The following is an 18,089-nucleotide window of genomic DNA, read 5'->3' on the forward strand; positions in this document are numbered from 1 at the left end:
TCGTAAGAGAGTAAATATGTTGAGTCTTCTTTTTTGGCTAAAATCAGGTTATTCTCAAAAATAGAGAAGTAAAATCCTGACATGTCAAAAAATGGCATATCCTCATCTCTGTGATCAATTAGATTTATCGATTTCACTTTATTTACCTAGTATAACATATTTTCCATTTTGACTTCTTACATAATATTTTTTCCCTGAGTTATCTTTGAATTCCTTATTGAGTCTTACGAATGTTAATTTACCATTCACTGATACACCAAATGTGGTTATGCCTCCGACATCTGAAGAGAGGAGAAGTGTTGGTTTTGTCTCTTTTTGAGGTATGTTTTTTTCACTTTCATATGAATTGTTATCATAATAATCAATACTTTCAGATTCAAATCGAGAATCTGAATTTTTATTATCATCTTTTAGTTTAGCTATTTCACTTTTTAATTTTTCTATTTCCAACTGATTCTTTAATTTAAGCTTTTGTGTCTCAAATTCCATTGAATCTTCTAAATAAGTTAAAAGTTGTTCTTGATCCAAGGAGACTTGATTACCTTCAGAATTATCTTCATTAGCGGTATAGATTTCTTCTAGTTCCGCGTTACTCAGCTCTTCAGAGGCTGTGAGCGTCGAATTGAAAATCATCAATGTTAGAACTAATGTTTTAGTTATTTTTTGCATATGAATTTACCATTTAATTGAATTATATTGTTAATTTCTGAAGTTTTCCGAAAGCTATCAAACAAAAAATAATCTTTATAGGGTTTTCTTTCCCAAAATGTTTTCATTTTAAATGCATTATCACTGTGCGTTAGGCTGATATTTCCGACCATAAAGCCATAACTATATTGATAATTGGGGTATGTATCCTCTTGAGAGCTAACTGATGACGTTGGCAATGAGGTAATAATTATCTTTTCATTTGGATCATCTTGTAAACTATTATATGAATAAATAAAATTTAATACATTACTGCATGAAGGAGGTGTTATTTTCTCTTCATTATTAAATTTGTTTTTTATTTTATTACCATCTAATTTTGATAGTACTTCGTTATAGGATAATTCATCCGCTGAAAAAGAAGGTTTGTAGCGATCTTTGTAAAAAATCTTTTCCTGTACAGAAAATAATGCTCCTTGCCGTAGCTTATAATTAAAATTACAAGCTGATTGGTTACATTGATATGCATATTCAGTAAAACCAGAACGTTCAATGTTCACTCGACTACGATTGATTTCGTTTAATAATACAACTAATTTATCAATGCTTCCGCCTTCAAATGCCTTTTCATAAAAATTTTCAATGGCTTTTTTTCCAGCTTGCTCCTGCTTTATTTTGAGCTCTTTGGCTATTTTTATTTTCTCTTGCTCTTGATGATGACTATAGTAAAAGTAAGAACAAAGGGATATTGCAATGACAATAATGACCATAGCAATAATTAATATCCTTTTTATTTTTACTGAGTCTTTCCAATTATTAATGATTTCGTTCATATCATCATCCATTTAAAAGATAATCAGCGATAAAAAGAGATATAAGAGAAAAAATCAAAAAAAGCCCTGATATCAAAATTGATAATTGCTTCCTTTTTTTGGAAAAGATCCTCTTTATTAACTCATACTCATCGATTATTTTTGAAAAGTGAGTTTTTGTAAGTTCAACTACCATTAGATTTTTATACGCAGAACTATCAATACCAGAAAGTAAAAAATCCAGCATCTCTCTATTGATAATACAGTCTGTTTCACATGCTACATTACCATTTTTTATTATTAAAAAATAAAATAGTTCAGAATTTTTATCATCTGTTTGACAATAATAAATCCCATCGCCATAAATTTCTTGAATATAGATAGCTAGTATTTGATAGCGTTTAATACCTGACGTCACTAAACAGTAATTATCGGAGTTTTTACACTTCACTTTAAATTTATTTTTTTGTGAAGGGCATACATTACTTATTTTGCTTTTATCAACCCATGTGTTATTTATAAATAGGTTATTAGCTAAAAGAGTATTCAGGGTTATATTATTCATAATAGCCTGGTTTACTGTTATAATAATCAATACCAATGATCATGACTGTGGTATTGTTTTTGTTATTACTATTTACAAGGAATGAAAAAACACCAAGTTGTGAATCATCACCCATTTCATTCACATCAAACTCACTAACAACACTAATGCTACCTGGTCGCATCAGAGAGGTGTTAAACATCTCCACTGAAGATACTGCGGGAAGCATAACTTCATCACTTTTATCTCCAAATGATTTCATACTATCTAACGTACTTTTTGTAAAGCCACTAACTATTTCGATGTTCCCATCAGACATAATTCTTGGTGTTATAATAAAACTCGTTCCTACAGTGACTTTATCGGTAGTAATTTGTGTATCGATAGATTCAGAATTATTATTGATTGTTTTTGCTCTTCCAGAAACATAATGATGTGAACTTGTCATATTTAATGGAATAGGGATGTTATTTTTAGTGATAAAGGTTCCACTTTGTAAAATTTCCTTTCCTGTTAAAGAATATATTGCATCAAGCTGAGCGCCTAACTTGAACTTAGGATTATCTCCACCACTAAAATCAGATGATATATTAATATCTCCTGCTAGTTTATCGAGGATCCCATTATTAATACCAATTGTTGTACCACTTTTACTAAATTGAAAACCTAGTTCAGTGCCTATTCTATCAACTTTTGTTTTATCTAGAATATATATTTTGTAACTAACTACAAACTGTTTTGCATTTGATTTTTGATATTCATCAACAATTGATTTTAGTGTTCGATATTCTGAGTTTTTTCCTGTGAATGTTAATATCGAAGCATCCTTAAATATTGTATAAATTCCACTTGATATATTGTTTGAAGCAAGTTTTTCAATATCACTCCAAAATGAGGAGGTGAACTTAGTCGTAGAGCTACCTGAAAATCCTGAACCAGAAGTACCTTCATTGGAACTGACATTTAAGCTCGTTTCATATTGGCTATCTTGACCATAAAAATCTAATTTTATAGCGTAATTTTTATATTTGCTAGCTTGCAATATATTTTCATTATTTAACTCTATGTTGATATCGTAAAGATTTGAGATGTAAGAGATAAACTCTGATAATTTTCCATCGAATTTTATTCGATGTGTATCTTGAGTGTTGTTAGAGTACATATCATCATTATAACTCACATTTTGTTCTGTATTACCATCACTATTAATTTCTGTTAATAGCTTATAGGTTAGCCCTGTTTGTTCTGCTAGCATATTAAGGACGACACTAATGTCTACCGGTGAAAAACTATCGATATTGACTGGTTGCTCTAGTACACGCTTTTGTTCCGGTGTATAGTTAACTTCCTCACCTAAATAGGGTTCATCATATTGAGAAAATGGTTTTTGCTTTGCCTGATTGATACCTTTAATTTTATCATCAAACTGAAATAAATTATTTTTGCTATATTTCTCAGTATAAAATGAGCTACATCCCTGTAGCAATACGATGCAAAATAAAATTAGTGATTTATTCATTTTTTAATTCTCATCAACAACGAGTACGTTATTTCTTTTATAAAATTTTATGTTTAAATTATAATTTTGAGAGGCGAGAAGATCACCTAGGTGGCTAAGTACTTCTATATTATCTTTGCCATGTATATATATATCTTTAAAAATAAGATAGTCACGCTGAGCCTTCCATAATAGCTTGTACCCTTTAGGTTCAGCCCATATCTCTATTTGTTGGCTGAGGAGGTTGTTTTCTTTAAGAAAAAGATCAGGTGTCACTTTTACTGGTTTTGTATTTTCATTACTAAATAGTAATTTCTTATCTTTAGGTTCATTTAAATTTATAGTGTCATTTTTAGAAAACAGGCTTGATTTAGGGTTTTCTATTGTTAGCAATTCTTCAGTATTTCCTAGTGGGATCCACGATAAAATAATAAAGCAGCCTATTATCTTCTTGTTCATATTGTTCTCATATAAAATATATATTAATCATCTTGAGGCATAGAGCTACACCACATCATTGCAATAATGGATAATGACTTTGGGCTGATGTAATTATTAATGTCTTTACCATTACTCGCTGATGTTGATGCAGAGATAACCCAATTTTCATTATTTTTATTGACTTGGATAATGATATTACCCATTACACCTTGATTCTCTAATCTTGTGTTTTTTCTTGATTGAGATGGTGTACTTAAATCTACGCCTTCAAACTTTCCACTACTGTCTTGAATTGCGACAATCGAAGAGATTGATGCTGCTAGTCTTGGATATAACTTTTTACTTTTGTCTTTCGGGTGAATAGGGCATTCTTGTTGTTTAAAAACAATATTGTCCTCATCTCCAAATGGGTCAGCCTCATAACTTGTTTCAACGGGGGGGCGTTGACCCGTAAAATCTAAATAAACAACTTCTACAGGTGTACGATATTCATCCACATACTCATATTTCCCTGTTTGTTTTGATTTATTTAAATACTGATTTTCGGTGATCACTTTTGCTATTAATGTTCCTGCTTTCTCAGTTCCATCTTCGGAAAATTCAGTTAAATATAAGCTAGGATCATCCAGTGAACTCTCTTTCTTCATACCAAGGCAGCTAACAATTTTGTTCTCGTTTTTACTCCAGCATAGTCCTGGCGCTTGTTCATTTTTATCGAGGGCGCCGCTGACGAGTACTAATTTATTTTTTTGATCATCAGCTGTATTGTATGGCTTTAAACAAGGGCCGAGTGCTTTAGTTTTTTCACTCCAACACAATTTTTCGGCACTAACGGAACCATCAGATTTTAGATAAACGCCTTCATTCATATAAAAGCTAAATCGGATACCATATGTTTTATTCTTTTTAAACTGATCAAGCTGGGTGATGGATTCACCTAACTGTAAGGCTACATCTGTTCCCGTTATTTTCATTAATTCCCAGTCTGCGGGCGATTTTGTGTTTCTTTCGATGATACTGGCTTGATCGTATGCAAGTGCTTTCTGATTGAAAGAATTAATAAAATTACTTGTGTATGTTTCGAATTCCGCCGCTTCTTTTTGCCCATCAAACGGAGTATAGGTTAAAAAATAATCTATTCGAGTTATGTCTCTATTGTTTGCATTACCAATCATATCAACACGCTCTAGAGAAAACTCACTCGTTTTTATACTACTATCCAATGTGCATTTTAAAAAATCCTGAGTCATACTCATACCCGAGGATATTTCTGTTGTATTTTTTATACATCTTTTATCAATAAAATAATTTCTATCTTGTTCTTGATTATTTTCAGAAGCCCAATTTAAATAATTCTCTTTACTTATATTTGCATTTACATTGTTAGTATTTCTTTTGCTATAAATCGAATTGTTATTTTTATCGTATAGCGGGTTGAGTATCTGATTTAACTCTCCTGTTTCATTGTTTTCTATTTCAATATAATGACTCTGTACAAAATGATTAAAATTGAACATCTCAGATACAATGCCATCAGTTGTTATTTGGCGTTTTTTTTCGTCTGCCATTTTTTTTAAATAATGAGCAGCGGCGAGCATGACAAGACCGATAATAGAAATAACAATTATCATTTCTAGAAGTGTGAATCCACGATTTAACTTCATAAAATAATCCTGTGATAAGATGAATACCCAAATATAAGATATTCATCTTAAATTAATCTTAGATACTAAAGATTAATGATTAACGAGTACCTAAAATTACCGAGTTAGTTGGTGCATCCACACATACAGCCGCAACTGCATCTGGGGTTAGATCGACATTACCATTAGTACCTAAAGAACGAAGAACTGGACCGGTTGGTGCGACTGTCATATCAACAACTGTTTTGACAGTATATACCCCTGAAGGTGCTGAAGCTCCGACAGCTGCGTAATCCCATAGGTTACCTACTTGGATCAGAATGCTACGGCATTGTTCTTGGTTTAGTCCGTTGAGTTCAACTACGAATCCTTTATAACCACTCTTACCTTTTGCTGGGGTTTCGCCGGTACCAGGTTCAGCACCTTGGTTTGCAGCTGTTTTCCCTGCACCAATGTTAATAAAGTCATTAGAAATTCCATTAAGAGCTTCATCAGTTGTTACTTTTCCTAGCTGAACGAGGCGTGCTATAGCTTCTGTTGAGTTAGTGGCATCTTTAATGCTCACAATATCATAATCACCTGACGTTCCTTTGGATACTGGATAACCAGGAGCACGCTGGTATGCATCTTTCATTGCAACACGTAATGTATTGGTGTTATTTACAACTTCTGAAATTGCACGGCTATCAAATGCACGTTGTGCCAGTACAACAACGCCAGCAGCAATAGTACCAACGATCCCCAAGACGATAATGATTTCAAGTAATGTCATGCCTCGTTGGTTTTTAGCCGTATGGAGTGCTTTTAACTTTTGAACTAGTGATTTCTTTTCGACTTGCGCGTTTTGATAAAACTTAAACATCAACTTCTCCTATTGTTTATTTTAGATATACATTTTTTATAGATGAAATAAGCACCTATAAAAAATATAGAAACTAAGAAAGATATAATTTAATATAAAAAGGTTTTTGAGATTACTGATAATCTACATTAAGTAATATGTCTTTATTTTCATTCCAATGAATTTCGGTGAGTAAATCATTAATATTTTTTTCTAAAGCTCTTAGAAATAAGATAAGTTTACAAAGGGTGAAGCTAGTCAGACCTCTTTCATAACGAGAGAGTTGTTGATGGCTGATATTCAATTTTTGTGAGAACTCTTTACCACTCATTCCTCTTGCTCGCCTTGCTTTTCTAATAAAGCAACCAATCAGATAATTAATGTTATTTTCATTATATCTATTAGTACTCATAATTTTGCTCATATACGTTATGTAGTAATTGGATAATTAACTTGTCCTGATGTGAATTATAATATCATCGAATGATAATCCATTGTAACCTATTGATAATGTCCGAAACAAAAGCGAAAACCTATCATGAAAAATGTATTAATAACCATTTTTATAGTTCATTACGAAATTTTATTCTATTATATTGTTGATTTTAAATGAAAATAGAAATACATTTTTAACGTGTATTTATTGAGTTAGAAAAAGAATACTTGGTATACGGGTAATAATTTATGGTCAGAATTCACTAAAATAGAAATATATTAAAATGCTATGAAAGGTTTTGTTTCAAAGTTCTCTTCAGATAAGAATTTAATTTATTTCTATAGCGTAGATATATGCTTAAATATGTACATTAAATATGAATTGTATCTATATTATATAGTTGTTATTTTCTTCAAATTACTCATATGATAAGAATTTTCTCTCTTGTTTATTATTTTGGATGAAGTAATTGTTCACTTACTCGTTAATTTACCTGATTTAAGGTATGTGTATTAATCGATAAATGCTTAATCTAATCATTTGATTGCTTTAATCTCCAGTTAACATGATACAAAATAGTCATTAAAGTACGAATGGTCACGATGACACAAAGTCTATGCTACAATACTCAACTGAATTGGTTCTTGGATTACGTTTTTTATTTCTAAAGAGCTAAAAATCAATAAAACTCAAAAGATTAGTATGCAACAACAAACACCAAACTCAATCAGTATTGAACATACTACAGCGCAAGGTTACCGTAATCTTAATCGCTTCTCGGTTGCGCCTATGTTGGACTGGACCGACCGTCATTGTCGATATTTTCATCGCTTACTCAGCAAAAATACTTTGCTGTATACAGAGATGGTAACGACTGGCGCGATTATTTATGGTAAAGGGGACTATCTTGCCTTTAGTGAGCAAGAACAACCAGTTGCATTGCAATTGGGGGGAAGTGATCCCATTGCATTAGCACAATGCGCGAAATTAGCTGAACAACGTGGCTACAATGAAATCAATCTGAATGTAGGCTGCCCGTCTGATCGTGTACAAAATGGTCGCTTTGGTGCTTGTTTAATGGCTGATGCTCAATTAGTCGCAGATTGTATCAAAGCGATGCAAGATGTGGTTTCGATCCCCGTTACGGTGAAAACACGTATTGGTATTGATGAGCAAGATAGCTATCAATTTCTGTGTGATTTTATTGATACGGTTTCAATTAAAGGCGGATGTGAAATGTTTATTATCCATGCACGCAAAGCATGGCTATCCGGCCTTAGCCCGAAAGAAAATCGTGAAATTCCACCGCTAGATTATCCACGCGTTTATCAACTGAAACGCGATTTCCCACATTTAACCATGGCTATTAATGGTGGCATTAAAACGCTTGAGGAAGCACAAGAACATTTGCAGTACCTTGATGGCGTGATGGTGGGTCGTGAAGCTTATCAAAATCCATCGATTTTAACTGCTGTAGATAATCAATTATTTGATAATCAATTACCTGTCGTTGATGCTGTTGAAGCAGTGCGACAAATGTTTCCTTATATAGAGAAAGAATTATCGCAAGGAGCCTATCTTGGGCATATCACTCGTCATATGTTAGGCATATTTCAAGGGATCCCCGGCGCTCGTCAATGGCGGCGTTATTTGAGTGAAAATGCACATAAGAAAGGGGCAGATTTAGCCGTGGTTGAGCACGCTCTTGCGCTAGTGACTCGCGGGGAATAGTGTTAATTGGGTGCCAATAAGGTTGTTGACACCCACATTGCTGATTACGGTATTAGTAGGCTAGAGCCTTGTGTTTTTCGTGATTCCAGTGTGCGGTGAGCGGTTTGCACATCTTTAAGTGCGAATATTTGTTGCTCTGGCACATCGACATTAAGTTTGCCGCTTAAAATCATATCAAATAGTGCCTTGCTTGCTTGATCCAGCTCCGCGCGATCGGAAACATATACACCCAATGATGGGCGAGTGACGTACAGGCCGCCTTTTTGATTTAGAATACCTAAATTAACCCCAGTTACAGGGCCAGAGGCATTACCAAAACTCACCATCAAACCGCGACGTTTTAATGAGTCCAGTGAAGCAATCCAAGTAGATTGACCAACAGAGTCATAAACGACGTTAACTTTCTCGCCTTGGGTTAGTTCCTTAACGCGCTCAGCAATATCTTCAGTCTGATAATTAATGACTTCCCATGCACCAGCGGCTTTTGCGCGCTGAGCTTTCTCGTTGCTACCAACAGTACCTATCATTTTTGCGCCGAGAGCTTTCGCCCATTGACAAGCAATTAAGCCCACACCGCCTGCTGCTGCGTGAAATAGGAAAATTTCATCGCGTTTAATTTGATAAGTTTGGTTTAGGAGATAGTAAACGGTCATCCCTTTTAGGCCACAAGCTGCGGCTTGCTGGAATGAAATTCCATCAGGAAGGTGAGCGACAGCATGTTGCGGCACATTATGCACTTCACTATATGCTCCCAACGGCCCTTGAGCGTACATAACGCGATCTCCAGGCCGAAAGCCTGTCACCTGAGAGCCAGTTCTTACAACAACACCTGCGGCTTCAGTTCCTAAGCCTGAAGGTAAACTGGCTACAGGGTATAAACCACTACGCACATAGGTATCAATATAGTTAATCCCTATGGCATGGTTTTCTATCTGAATTTCGTTATCGGCGGGTTCTTTTAGGTCAAAATCGGTGTAATTTAAAACTTCAGGGCCACCGTGTTGTACAAATTCAATACGTTTTACCATGATCATCTCCGATAGAAACAGTCTGTTTTATACTCTAAATATTTCAAGGTGTGGTTAGATGACAAGTGAATGAATCGTTGAGAGCCTACATAAGTAGGTGACTAGTTATACCTTAACGAAAAGCACCACAACTTGAAGCATAATGAGTATATCCACCATATCAATGACTCGACAATAACGCTATGTTTTGGTGATATGAATGTAGGGTTGTACAGCAAATAAATAGGATCTAAAAATTCAGCTAACTAAAGTCAAAGAAAGACCCCCTTCAATAACAAGTTTGGCGTATACTAATGCGCTAGTTAATAATAGATGTGGATCATAAAGTATGGCTAAAAAATACCCTTCAGAAAACAAGAACAGTGCACCGCGCGATCCGCAGATGGAAGGCTTAAAGCTTCCACCTCATTCTATCGAAGCGGAACAGTCTGTATTGGGGGGGTTGATGTTGGATAACGAACGCTGGGATACCGTTTCTGAGCGTGTGACCCATGCCGATTTTTATAGCCGTCCACACCGCACTATTTTTGCTCAAATGCAGACTTTACTTGAGCAAGGCAAACCTATCGATTTGATCACATTATCTGAATCTCTTGAGCAGCAAGGTGAATTAGATGGTGTTGGCGGGTTTGCTTATCTCGCTGAATTATCTAAAAATACGCCAAGTGCGGCAAACATCAACGCTTATGCAGATATCGTCCGTGAACGTGCAGTTGTGCGTGATATGATCTCTGTCGCCAATGAAATTGCCGATGCAGGATATGATCCGCAGGGGCGAAGTAGTGAGGATCTGCTCGATTTTGCGGAAACAAAAGTCTTCCAAATTGCCGAATCGCGTGCAAATAAAGACGAAGGGCCAAAAGATATTGAAGCCATTTTGGCCGAAACTATCGAAAAAATCGAGAAGCTCTACCAACAGCCTCATGATGGGGTGACTGGGGTATCGACTGGCTATCAAGATCTCGATAAGAAAACCGCTGGTCTGCAAGGCTCGGACTTAATTATTGTTGCGGCTCGTCCATCAATGGGGAAAACCACCTTTGCGATGAACTTGTGTGAAAACGCGGCCATGACAGAAGAAAAACCCGTTCTTATTTTCAGTTTGGAGATGCCCGGTAACCAAATCATGATGCGTATGTTAGCGTCTTTATCTCGTGTAGACCAAACTCGTATTCGTACTGGTCAGTTAGATGATGAGGATTGGGCGCGTATTTCGAGCACCATGGGGATCCTTTCTGAAAAACGTAACATGTATATTGATGACTCTTCGGGGTTGACCCCTACAGAAGTGCGTTCCCGTGCCCGACGTATTTATCGTGAGCATGGTGGCCTAAGTCTTATTATGATTGACTACTTGCAGTTGATGAGAGTACCGGCTTTATCTGATAACCGTACGTTAGAAATTGCAGAAATTTCACGTTCATTGAAAGCATTGGCAAAAGAATTGAATGTTCCAGTCGTTGCTTTGTCACAGCTTAACCGCAGCTTAGAGCAGCGTGCAGATAAACGCCCTGTGAACTCTGACTTACGTGAATCAGGATCTATCGAGCAGGATGCTGACCTTATTATGTTTATTTATCGTGATGAGGTTTATCACGATAACAGTGAATTGAAAGGGGTTGCTGAAATTATTTTAGGTAAGCAACGTAATGGTCCAATTGGTACGGTTCGACTGACATTTAATGGTCAATGGTCGCGGTTTGATAATTATGCAGGGCCTGCATACGACGATGAATAAATACTCGTCATACTTCAAGTTGTAGCGGTGTTGGTTTCATACGTAACCCTAGCCACATACTTTTGTATGCTCTTAGGGATTCGCTTTATTTGCCGCCTTGCTACAACTCGAATTATTTAGAGTCTTTATCAGTACATGCATACGATAGTCTCCTTGAGACTCACCTCACTGTGACTTGAACCATTTAGCGCTAACTTACTGAGTCAATTTTGATATTGATTAGCGTATAGAACATAAATAAAAGAGGAAATATGAAAGCGGCAACCGCATTAATTAACCGCCGCGCTCTGCGACACAATTTGCATCGAGTAAGAGAACTTGCGCCACACAGCCGTCTCATTGCAATTGTTAAAGCAAACGCTTATGGTCATGGATTAACCGAAGTAGGTAGTACGGTTGAAGATTTAGTCGATGGCTTTGGTGTTGCCCGCCTTAAGGAAGCTATCGCATTAAGAGAACAAGGAATTAAGTCACCGATCGTATTATTGGAAGGTTTTTTTGAACGCGCTGATTTGACTTATTTAGTTGAGCAACAAATCGATACTGTAATACATTGTGTTGAGCAGCTTGAAATGCTAGAAAGTAGCTCGCTTTCTAAGCCTATCAAGGTATGGATGAAACTTGATACAGGTATGCATCGTTTAGGTGTACTCCCCCAAGATGCAGAAGCCTTTTATCAACGCTTACAGTGCTGCAAAAATGTTAAACTCCCCATTAATATTGTTAGCCACTTTTGTCAGGCGGATGAGCCTGAGCTGCCAACAACAACCCAGCAAATTCACTGTTTTAAACAATTTATTGCCAATAAAGCAGGTGAAAAATCAATTGCGGCATCCGCAGGGATCTTATTATGGCCAGAAGCTCACTACGACTGGGTAAGGCCGGGGATCATCATGTATGGTGCCTCCCCTCAAGAGGGAAAATCTGCAGAACAGTTTGGTTTGCAAAGCGTGATGACACTTAAATCAACCTTAATTGCGGTTAGAAAACATGCCGCAGGGCAGTGTGTTGGCTACGGCGCAACATGGTGCAGTGAGCGTGATACCCAGCTTGGTGTGGTTGCAATTGGCTATGGAGATGGCTATCCAAGGAGCGCTCCATCGGGAACACCAGTACTGATTAATGGTCGAAAAGTGCCAATTGTTGGACGAGTTTCCATGGATATGATCACCGTCGATTTAGGGCCAAATGCCAACGATAAAGTTGGAGATGAGGTGATTTTATGGGGTAAAGCTCTGCCTGTTGAAGAAATTGCCGCATATACAGGCATAATTAATTATGAGCTACTTACAAAATTAACCTCACGTGTCGTTATGGAATATCTAGACGAATAGCTAACAAAGGGTTATGTTCAAAATACAAAATAATATAAATAATTCAAGATGCAGCTAAGTGACAGAGAATGAGTTGCTAGGGCATACAAAGAGTTTGATAAATAGCGATTGAACGCGGTCATTATACCTTAACTAAAGGTGTAATAACTTGAAGTATAACAAATCAATATAATAGAAGAAGTTAGGGAGATACCTGTGTACAAACATGTTGATTCTTACCCTGGCGATCCGATTTTATCGCTGATGGATGAGTTTAATAAAGATAGCCGTGATAACAAAATCAATCTAAGCATTGGCCTATATTATGATGGTGAAGGCAAAACCCCAGAGCTAAAAACGGTTGGGCATGCAAAATCAGAAATCAATAAACGTCCTGCTAGCGCGTCACTCTATTTACCAATGGAAGGTTTGAAGGATTATCGTTTAGAGATCCAAAAACTGCTATTTGGTGCGGATTGTCCTTTAATTGCACAAGAGCGTATCGCAACCGTACAAACTATCGGTGGTTCTGGTGCATTAAAACTCGGCGCTGATTTCCTTCATCACTATTTCCCCAAATCAGAAGTATGGTGTAGCGACCCAACATGGGAAAACCATGCATCAATTTTCTCTGGTGCAGGAACAAAAGTGCACTACTACCCTTACTTTGATGAAAAAACCAAAGGGGTAAAATTTGAGGAAATGCTAGCAACATTTAAGCAGCTGCCAGAACAAAGCATTATTTTGATGCACCCTTGCTGCCATAATCCAACGGGGTCTGATTTGACTCCAGAACAATGGGATGAAGTGACTAAAGTCGCTAAAGCCCAAAAATTGATCCCATTCTTAGATATCGCATATCAAGGTTTTGCAGAAGGGATCGATGAAGATGCTTATGCGATCAGAACAATGGTCAAAGCAGGATTACCCGTATTTGTTAGCAACTCATTCTCTAAAATCTTTGGTATTTATGGTGAGCGAGCAGGTGGCCTGTCAGTGATCTGTGAAAATGAAGATGAACGCGACCGTGTATTAGGGCAATTGAAAGCGGGTGTACGCCGTTTATATTCTAGCCCTCCATCTAATGGGGCTAAAATTGTGGCTCAAGTGCTGACAGATGCTGAGCAAAAAGCACAATGGTTACAAGAAGTAGAAGAAATGCGTGTACGTATTTTGGAAATGCGTACCGTGTTAGTGAACGAGCTGAAAAAGGCGCTACCTGAAAAGAATTTTGACCACTTATTGAAACAACGCGGTATGTTCAGCTACACCGGTTTTTCAAGAGAACAAGTTGCTCGTCTAAAAGATGAATTTGCTGTTTATTTAGTTGGCACGGGTCGTGTATGCATGGCTGGTGTTAATCGCCATAATGTTCAGCGTATTGTTGAAGCTTTTGCAGCGGTAAGCGAATAAATAATCAGTAGATAATTGATTGATAGAAAAACGCAGGCTTAGCCTGCGTTTTTTATTATCTCAATCCGGAAGACTGGTTATTATTACTAATAACCACGCGTTAAGATAGGCTTTAAGAAACGCGCTGTATGTGATTTTTCACATTCAGCGACTTCTTCTGGAGTTCCTGAAATCAGAATTTCTCCGCCACCGCTTCCTCCTTCAGGGCCTAAATCAACAATCCAGTCGGCTGTCTTGATCACATCTAAGTTGTGTTCAATAACCACAATGGTGTTACCTTGATCACGCAGTTGGTGCAAGACGGTAAGTAACTGTTGAATATCAGCGAAATGCAGCCCTGTGGTTGGTTCATCAAGAATATAAATAGTTTGCCCAGTTCCACGTTTTGATAGCTCACGTGCTAATTTAACGCGTTGCGCTTCACCACCTGAGAGTGTAGTCGCTGATTGTCCTAAGCGAATATAAGACAGCCCAACATCCATTAAGGTTTGCAGTTTACGAGCGAGTGCAGGTACGGCATCAAAGAAATCACGTGCCTCTTCGATCGTCATATCAAGGACTTCATGAATGCTTTTGCCCTTATATTTGATTTCTAAAGTTTCGCGATTATAACGCTTACCTTTACATTGATCACAAGGCACATAGACATCAGGTAAGAAGTGCATTTCAACTTTGATCACCCCATCACCTTGGCATGCTTCACAGCGCCCGCCTTTGACGTTAAAACTAAAACGTCCTGGATTATAACCACGGGTTCGTGATTCAGGTACGCCAGCAAATAGCTCACGAATTGGTGTAAATACACCTGTATAAGTTGCAGGGTTGGAACGTGGCGTACGACCAATTGGACTTTGGTCAATATCAATCACTTTATCGAAATGCTCTAAACCTTCAACATCCAAGTAAGGTGCTGGTGTGATTGTGGTAGCACCATTCAATTGACGTTGTGCGATTGGGAACAAGGTATCGTTGATTAATGTTGATTTCCCTGAACCTGAAACACCTGTGATACAGGTAAATAAACCAACTGGTAGTTTTAAGGTCACATTTTTCAGGTTATTACCTTTGGCGCCAAATACGGTCAGCATCTTGTCTTTATTGACTGGGATACGTTTTTCGGGGATCTCAATGCGGCGTTCACCACTCAGGAATTTACCAGTCAATGATTCAGGGTTAGAGACAATATCTTCTAATGTGCCTTGAGCGACGATTTGTCCGCCATGTACCCCCGCACCGGGACCAATATCAATAATATGATCTGCGGCACGGATTGCATCTTCATCGTGTTCAACCACGATGACGGTATTACCTAAGTTGCGTAGATGGATTAAGGTTTCTAATAAACGGTCGTTATCCCGTTGATGTAGACCGATTGATGGTTCATCCAGCACATACATGACTCCAACTAAACCAGCACCGATTTGGCTAGCAAGACGGATACGTTGAGCCTCACCTCCAGATAAAGTATCTGCTGAACGTGATAGGGTTAAGTAGTTGAGACCCACGTTAACTAAGAATTTCAGTCGATCACCAATCTCTTTTAGGACTTTTTCTGCGATTTGCGCACGTTGCCCACTTAGCTTGAGATTTTGGAAAAACGCCATTGCGTGACCAATGCTGTAGTCGGCGATTTCTGGTAGTGTCGTATTTTCAACGAAAACAAAGCGTGCCTCTTTACGTAAACGTGTACCGTGACATGTCACGCAAGGACGATTGCTAATATATTTTGCTAATTCTTCGCGAACTGCGGTTGATTCCGTTTCTTTATAACGACGCTCCATATTATTGAGTACGCCTTCAAAAGGATGGTGACGCACTGTGATATCGCCGCGATCGTTACGATATTTAAACTCAATGCTTTCTTTCCCAGACCCATAGAGAATAATTTTTTGAATCGCTGGGCTGAGTGAATCATAAGGTGCTTCAACATCAAATTTATAATGTTCAGCAAGAGACTGTAGCATCTGGAAGTAATAAAAATTACGACGATCCCAACCACGGATCGCGCCACCGGCTAATGAAATCTCGGTATTTTGGATCACTCTTTCGGGATCAAAGAATTGTTGCACACCAAGACCATCACAGCTTGGGCAGGCGCCTGCTGGGTTATTAAATGAGAACAGGCGCGGCTCTAATTCAACCATGCTATAACCACAGACTGGGCAAGCGAAGTTAGCCGAGAAAATTAATTCTTCAGCTTTAGGGTCATCCATATCTGCAACAATTGCGGTACCGCCGGATAACTCTAACGCGGTTTCAAATGACTCAGCCAAACGCTGAGCAATATCATCACGGATCTTAAAGCGATCAATAACGACTTCAATAGTATGCTTCTTTTGTAGTTCAAGCGTTGGCGGATCGGAGAGGTCGCACACCTCACCATCGATACGTGCACGGATATAGCCCTGTGTGGCGAGATTATCTAATAATTTTACGTGTTCACCTTTACGATCTTTCACCACAGGTGCAAGTAACATCATTCGGCGCTCTGCCGGTTGAGCTAACACGTTGTCGACCATTTGGCTGACGGTTTGTGCCGCTAATGGGATGTCATGATCTGGGCAGCGAGGCTCACCCACTCGGGCAAATAACAAACGTAGATAATCGTGGATCTCAGTGATTGTTCCTACTGTTGATCTCGGGTTGTGGGAGGTTGATTTTTGCTCAATCGAAATTGCTGGTGATAGACCTTCGATATGGTCAACATCAGGTTTTTCCATCAAAGAAAGAAATTGCCTTGCATAGGCTGATAGAGACTCAACATAACGCCGTTGGCCTTCTGCATACAGCGTGTCAAAGGCTAATGAAGATTTCCCAGAACCAGACAACCCAGTAATAACTATCAGCTTGTCTCGGGGGATGATGAGATTGATGTTTTTCAGATTATGAGTGCGGGCACCGCGTACTTCGATATTATCCATTTACCACTTCCCGGATGATTTGATAGTGAACAATCATAAGTGGATCATTATCGCACAACTTAAACTGAATGGATATACAGTATATTATTAAAATGATACAACTTAAATAATTCAAGGTGTAGCTAGGTGGTATGGAATAGGGCGCTAGGAACATAGATAAATGTGATGAGTAGTGAATGAACGCGGTCAACTCGAAAGATGGCGAATATAATTACAAAGCGGCTCGCATTTTGATTAACCCACTGTTATTTTCATCAGTAATGCGTATGCAATAGAGGATAGGTCGTGCTAAACTTCACGATTAATACAGAGATTAAATTTAATGCATCAGGAGTAATTAAATGGCCAGCAGAGGCGTAAATAAAGTAATTCTTATCGGTAACTTGGGGCAAGATCCTGAAATCCGTTACATGCCTAACGGCGGTGCTGTGGCAAACCTAACTCTGGCAACTTCTGAAAGCTGGCGCGATAAGCAAACCGGTGAAATGCGTGAAAAAACCGAATGGCACCGTGTAGTGATTTTCGGAAAATTAGCTGAAGTTGCAGGCGAATACCTGAAAAAAGGCTCACAAGTTTACATTGAAGGTTCTTTGCAAACACGTAAGTGGCAAGATCAAAGTGGTCAAGATCGTTACACCACAGAAGTGGTTGTTAATATTGGCGGTTCAATGCAAATGTTAGGTGGCCGTGGCGGTGATTCATCAGGCCAAAGTCAAGGTGGTCAAGGTGGTTGGGGCCAACCTCAGCAACCAGCAGCAGCTCAGCAATTCAGTGGCGGCGGGGCTCCAGCACGTTCACAAGCTCCAGCTCCACAAAGTAGTGAACCACCAATGGATTTCGATGACGATATTCCGTTCTAAGAGTGGCTATTAAGAGCTATTCTGAAAAAGCCCCGTTTATCGGGGTTTTTTGTTTTATATTAAGCAAAGATTTAACTTTGGAAAAACAATTTTAGAAGTGAAAATATAAGTGACATTTAAATTGATTAATCAATTTATGATATTTTTTATCGATTAATTTAATATTTAATTTTGAGCTGGTGTTAAATATAAAAATAACTCTAGGCATTACTTCAATAATAA

15 protein-coding genes are annotated in these 18,089 nt (G+C 37.9%); 5 read left to right on the plus strand and 10 right to left on the minus strand.

Annotated features, from left to right (window positions below; translation table 11 throughout):
* Nucleotides 1–138: 138 nt before the first annotated feature.
* The 8 genes from JI723_RS02875 to JI723_RS02910 all read right to left on the minus strand — a co-directional run bounded on the left by JI723_RS02875 (nt 139) and on the right by JI723_RS02910 (nt 6,839).
* Complete coding sequence (locus tag JI723_RS02875; RefSeq protein ID WP_319068356.1) at nt 139–669, minus strand: hypothetical protein; 531 nt, start codon at nt 667–669, stop codon at nt 139–141.
* On the minus strand, nt 657–1,481 hold the full coding sequence (locus JI723_RS02880; protein ID WP_319068358.1) for a hypothetical protein: 825 nt from the start codon (nt 1,479–1,481) through the stop codon (nt 657–659). The genes JI723_RS02875 and JI723_RS02880 overlap by 13 nt, the downstream gene beginning before the upstream one ends.
* A 4-nt stretch (nt 1,482–1,485) precedes the next feature.
* Nucleotides 1,486–2,025 (minus strand): hypothetical protein, encoded by a 540-nt coding sequence (locus tag JI723_RS02885; protein WP_337979765.1) that lies wholly within the window; start codon nt 2,023–2,025, stop codon nt 1,486–1,488.
* Complete coding sequence (locus JI723_RS02890; RefSeq protein WP_319068361.1) at nt 2,018–3,523, minus strand: type II and III secretion system protein; 1,506 nt, start codon at nt 3,521–3,523, stop codon at nt 2,018–2,020. The genes JI723_RS02885 and JI723_RS02890 overlap by 8 nt, the downstream gene beginning before the upstream one ends.
* 3 nt (nt 3,524–3,526) lie before the next feature.
* A complete protein-coding gene (locus JI723_RS02895) occupies nt 3,527–3,961 on the minus strand; it encodes a TcpQ domain-containing protein (RefSeq protein ID WP_272581104.1) in 435 nt (144 codons plus the stop codon).
* A 23-nt stretch (nt 3,962–3,984) separates the two neighbouring features.
* On the minus strand, nt 3,985–5,607 hold the full coding sequence (locus JI723_RS02900; RefSeq protein WP_337979766.1) for a type II secretion system protein: 1,623 nt from the start codon (nt 5,605–5,607) through the stop codon (nt 3,985–3,987).
* Nucleotides 5,608–5,686: 79 nt separating this feature from the next.
* A complete protein-coding gene (locus JI723_RS02905; protein ID WP_272581102.1) occupies nt 5,687–6,448 on the minus strand; it encodes a prepilin-type N-terminal cleavage/methylation domain-containing protein in 762 nt (253 codons plus the stop codon).
* Nucleotides 6,449–6,560: 112 nt separating this feature from the next.
* The gene (locus JI723_RS02910; RefSeq protein ID WP_070927215.1) at nt 6,561–6,839 is read right to left on the minus strand and encodes a helix-turn-helix domain-containing protein; all 279 of its coding nucleotides are present in this window, start codon (nt 6,837–6,839) and stop codon (nt 6,561–6,563) included.
* 813 nt (nt 6,840–7,652) lie between these two features.
* Between JI723_RS02910 and dusA the strand changes: the two genes are divergently transcribed.
* Nucleotides 7,653–8,594 (plus strand): tRNA dihydrouridine(20/20a) synthase DusA, encoded by a 942-nt coding sequence (gene dusA, locus JI723_RS02915; RefSeq protein ID WP_233445739.1) that lies wholly within the window; start codon nt 7,653–7,655, stop codon nt 8,592–8,594.
* 44 nt (nt 8,595–8,638) lie between these two features.
* Here the strand turns inward: dusA and JI723_RS02920 are convergent, their stop codons facing one another.
* A complete protein-coding gene (locus JI723_RS02920) occupies nt 8,639–9,622 on the minus strand; it encodes a quinone oxidoreductase (RefSeq protein WP_337979767.1) in 984 nt (327 codons plus the stop codon).
* A 328-nt stretch (nt 9,623–9,950) separates the two neighbouring features.
* Between JI723_RS02920 and dnaB the strand changes: the two genes are divergently transcribed.
* The 3 genes from dnaB (at nt 9,951) to JI723_RS02935 (ending at nt 14,086) form a co-directional block, all read left to right on the plus strand.
* On the plus strand, nt 9,951–11,360 hold the full coding sequence (gene dnaB, locus JI723_RS02925; RefSeq protein WP_070927209.1) for a replicative DNA helicase: 1,410 nt from the start codon (nt 9,951–9,953) through the stop codon (nt 11,358–11,360).
* Nucleotides 11,361–11,611: 251 nt separating this feature from the next.
* Entirely contained in the window at nt 11,612–12,694 is a 1,083-nt protein-coding gene (gene alr / locus JI723_RS02930; protein ID WP_272581100.1) for an alanine racemase, read from the plus strand.
* 195 nt (nt 12,695–12,889) lie between these two features.
* Nucleotides 12,890–14,086, plus strand: a complete 1,197-nt coding sequence (locus tag JI723_RS02935; protein WP_070927205.1) for an amino acid aminotransferase — start codon at nt 12,890–12,892, stop codon at nt 14,084–14,086.
* A gap of 86 nt (nt 14,087–14,172) precedes the next feature.
* Here JI723_RS02935 and uvrA read toward each other — a convergent pair whose 3' ends face one another.
* Nucleotides 14,173–17,007, minus strand: coding sequence for an excinuclease ABC subunit UvrA (uvrA, locus tag JI723_RS02940; protein ID WP_070927203.1), 2,835 nt, complete (start codon nt 17,005–17,007; stop codon nt 14,173–14,175).
* A gap of 341 nt (nt 17,008–17,348) precedes the next feature.
* Here uvrA and JI723_RS02945 point away from each other — a divergent pair, with 341 nt between their 5' ends.
* Nucleotides 17,349–17,867, plus strand: a complete 519-nt coding sequence (locus tag JI723_RS02945) for a single-stranded DNA-binding protein (RefSeq protein ID WP_140179013.1) — start codon at nt 17,349–17,351, stop codon at nt 17,865–17,867.
* Nucleotides 17,868–18,089: the final 222 nt, after the last annotated feature.

Source organism: Providencia manganoxydans (genome assembly GCF_016618195.1).
GTDB classification, from domain to species: domain Bacteria; phylum Pseudomonadota; class Gammaproteobacteria; order Enterobacterales; family Enterobacteriaceae; genus Providencia; species Providencia manganoxydans.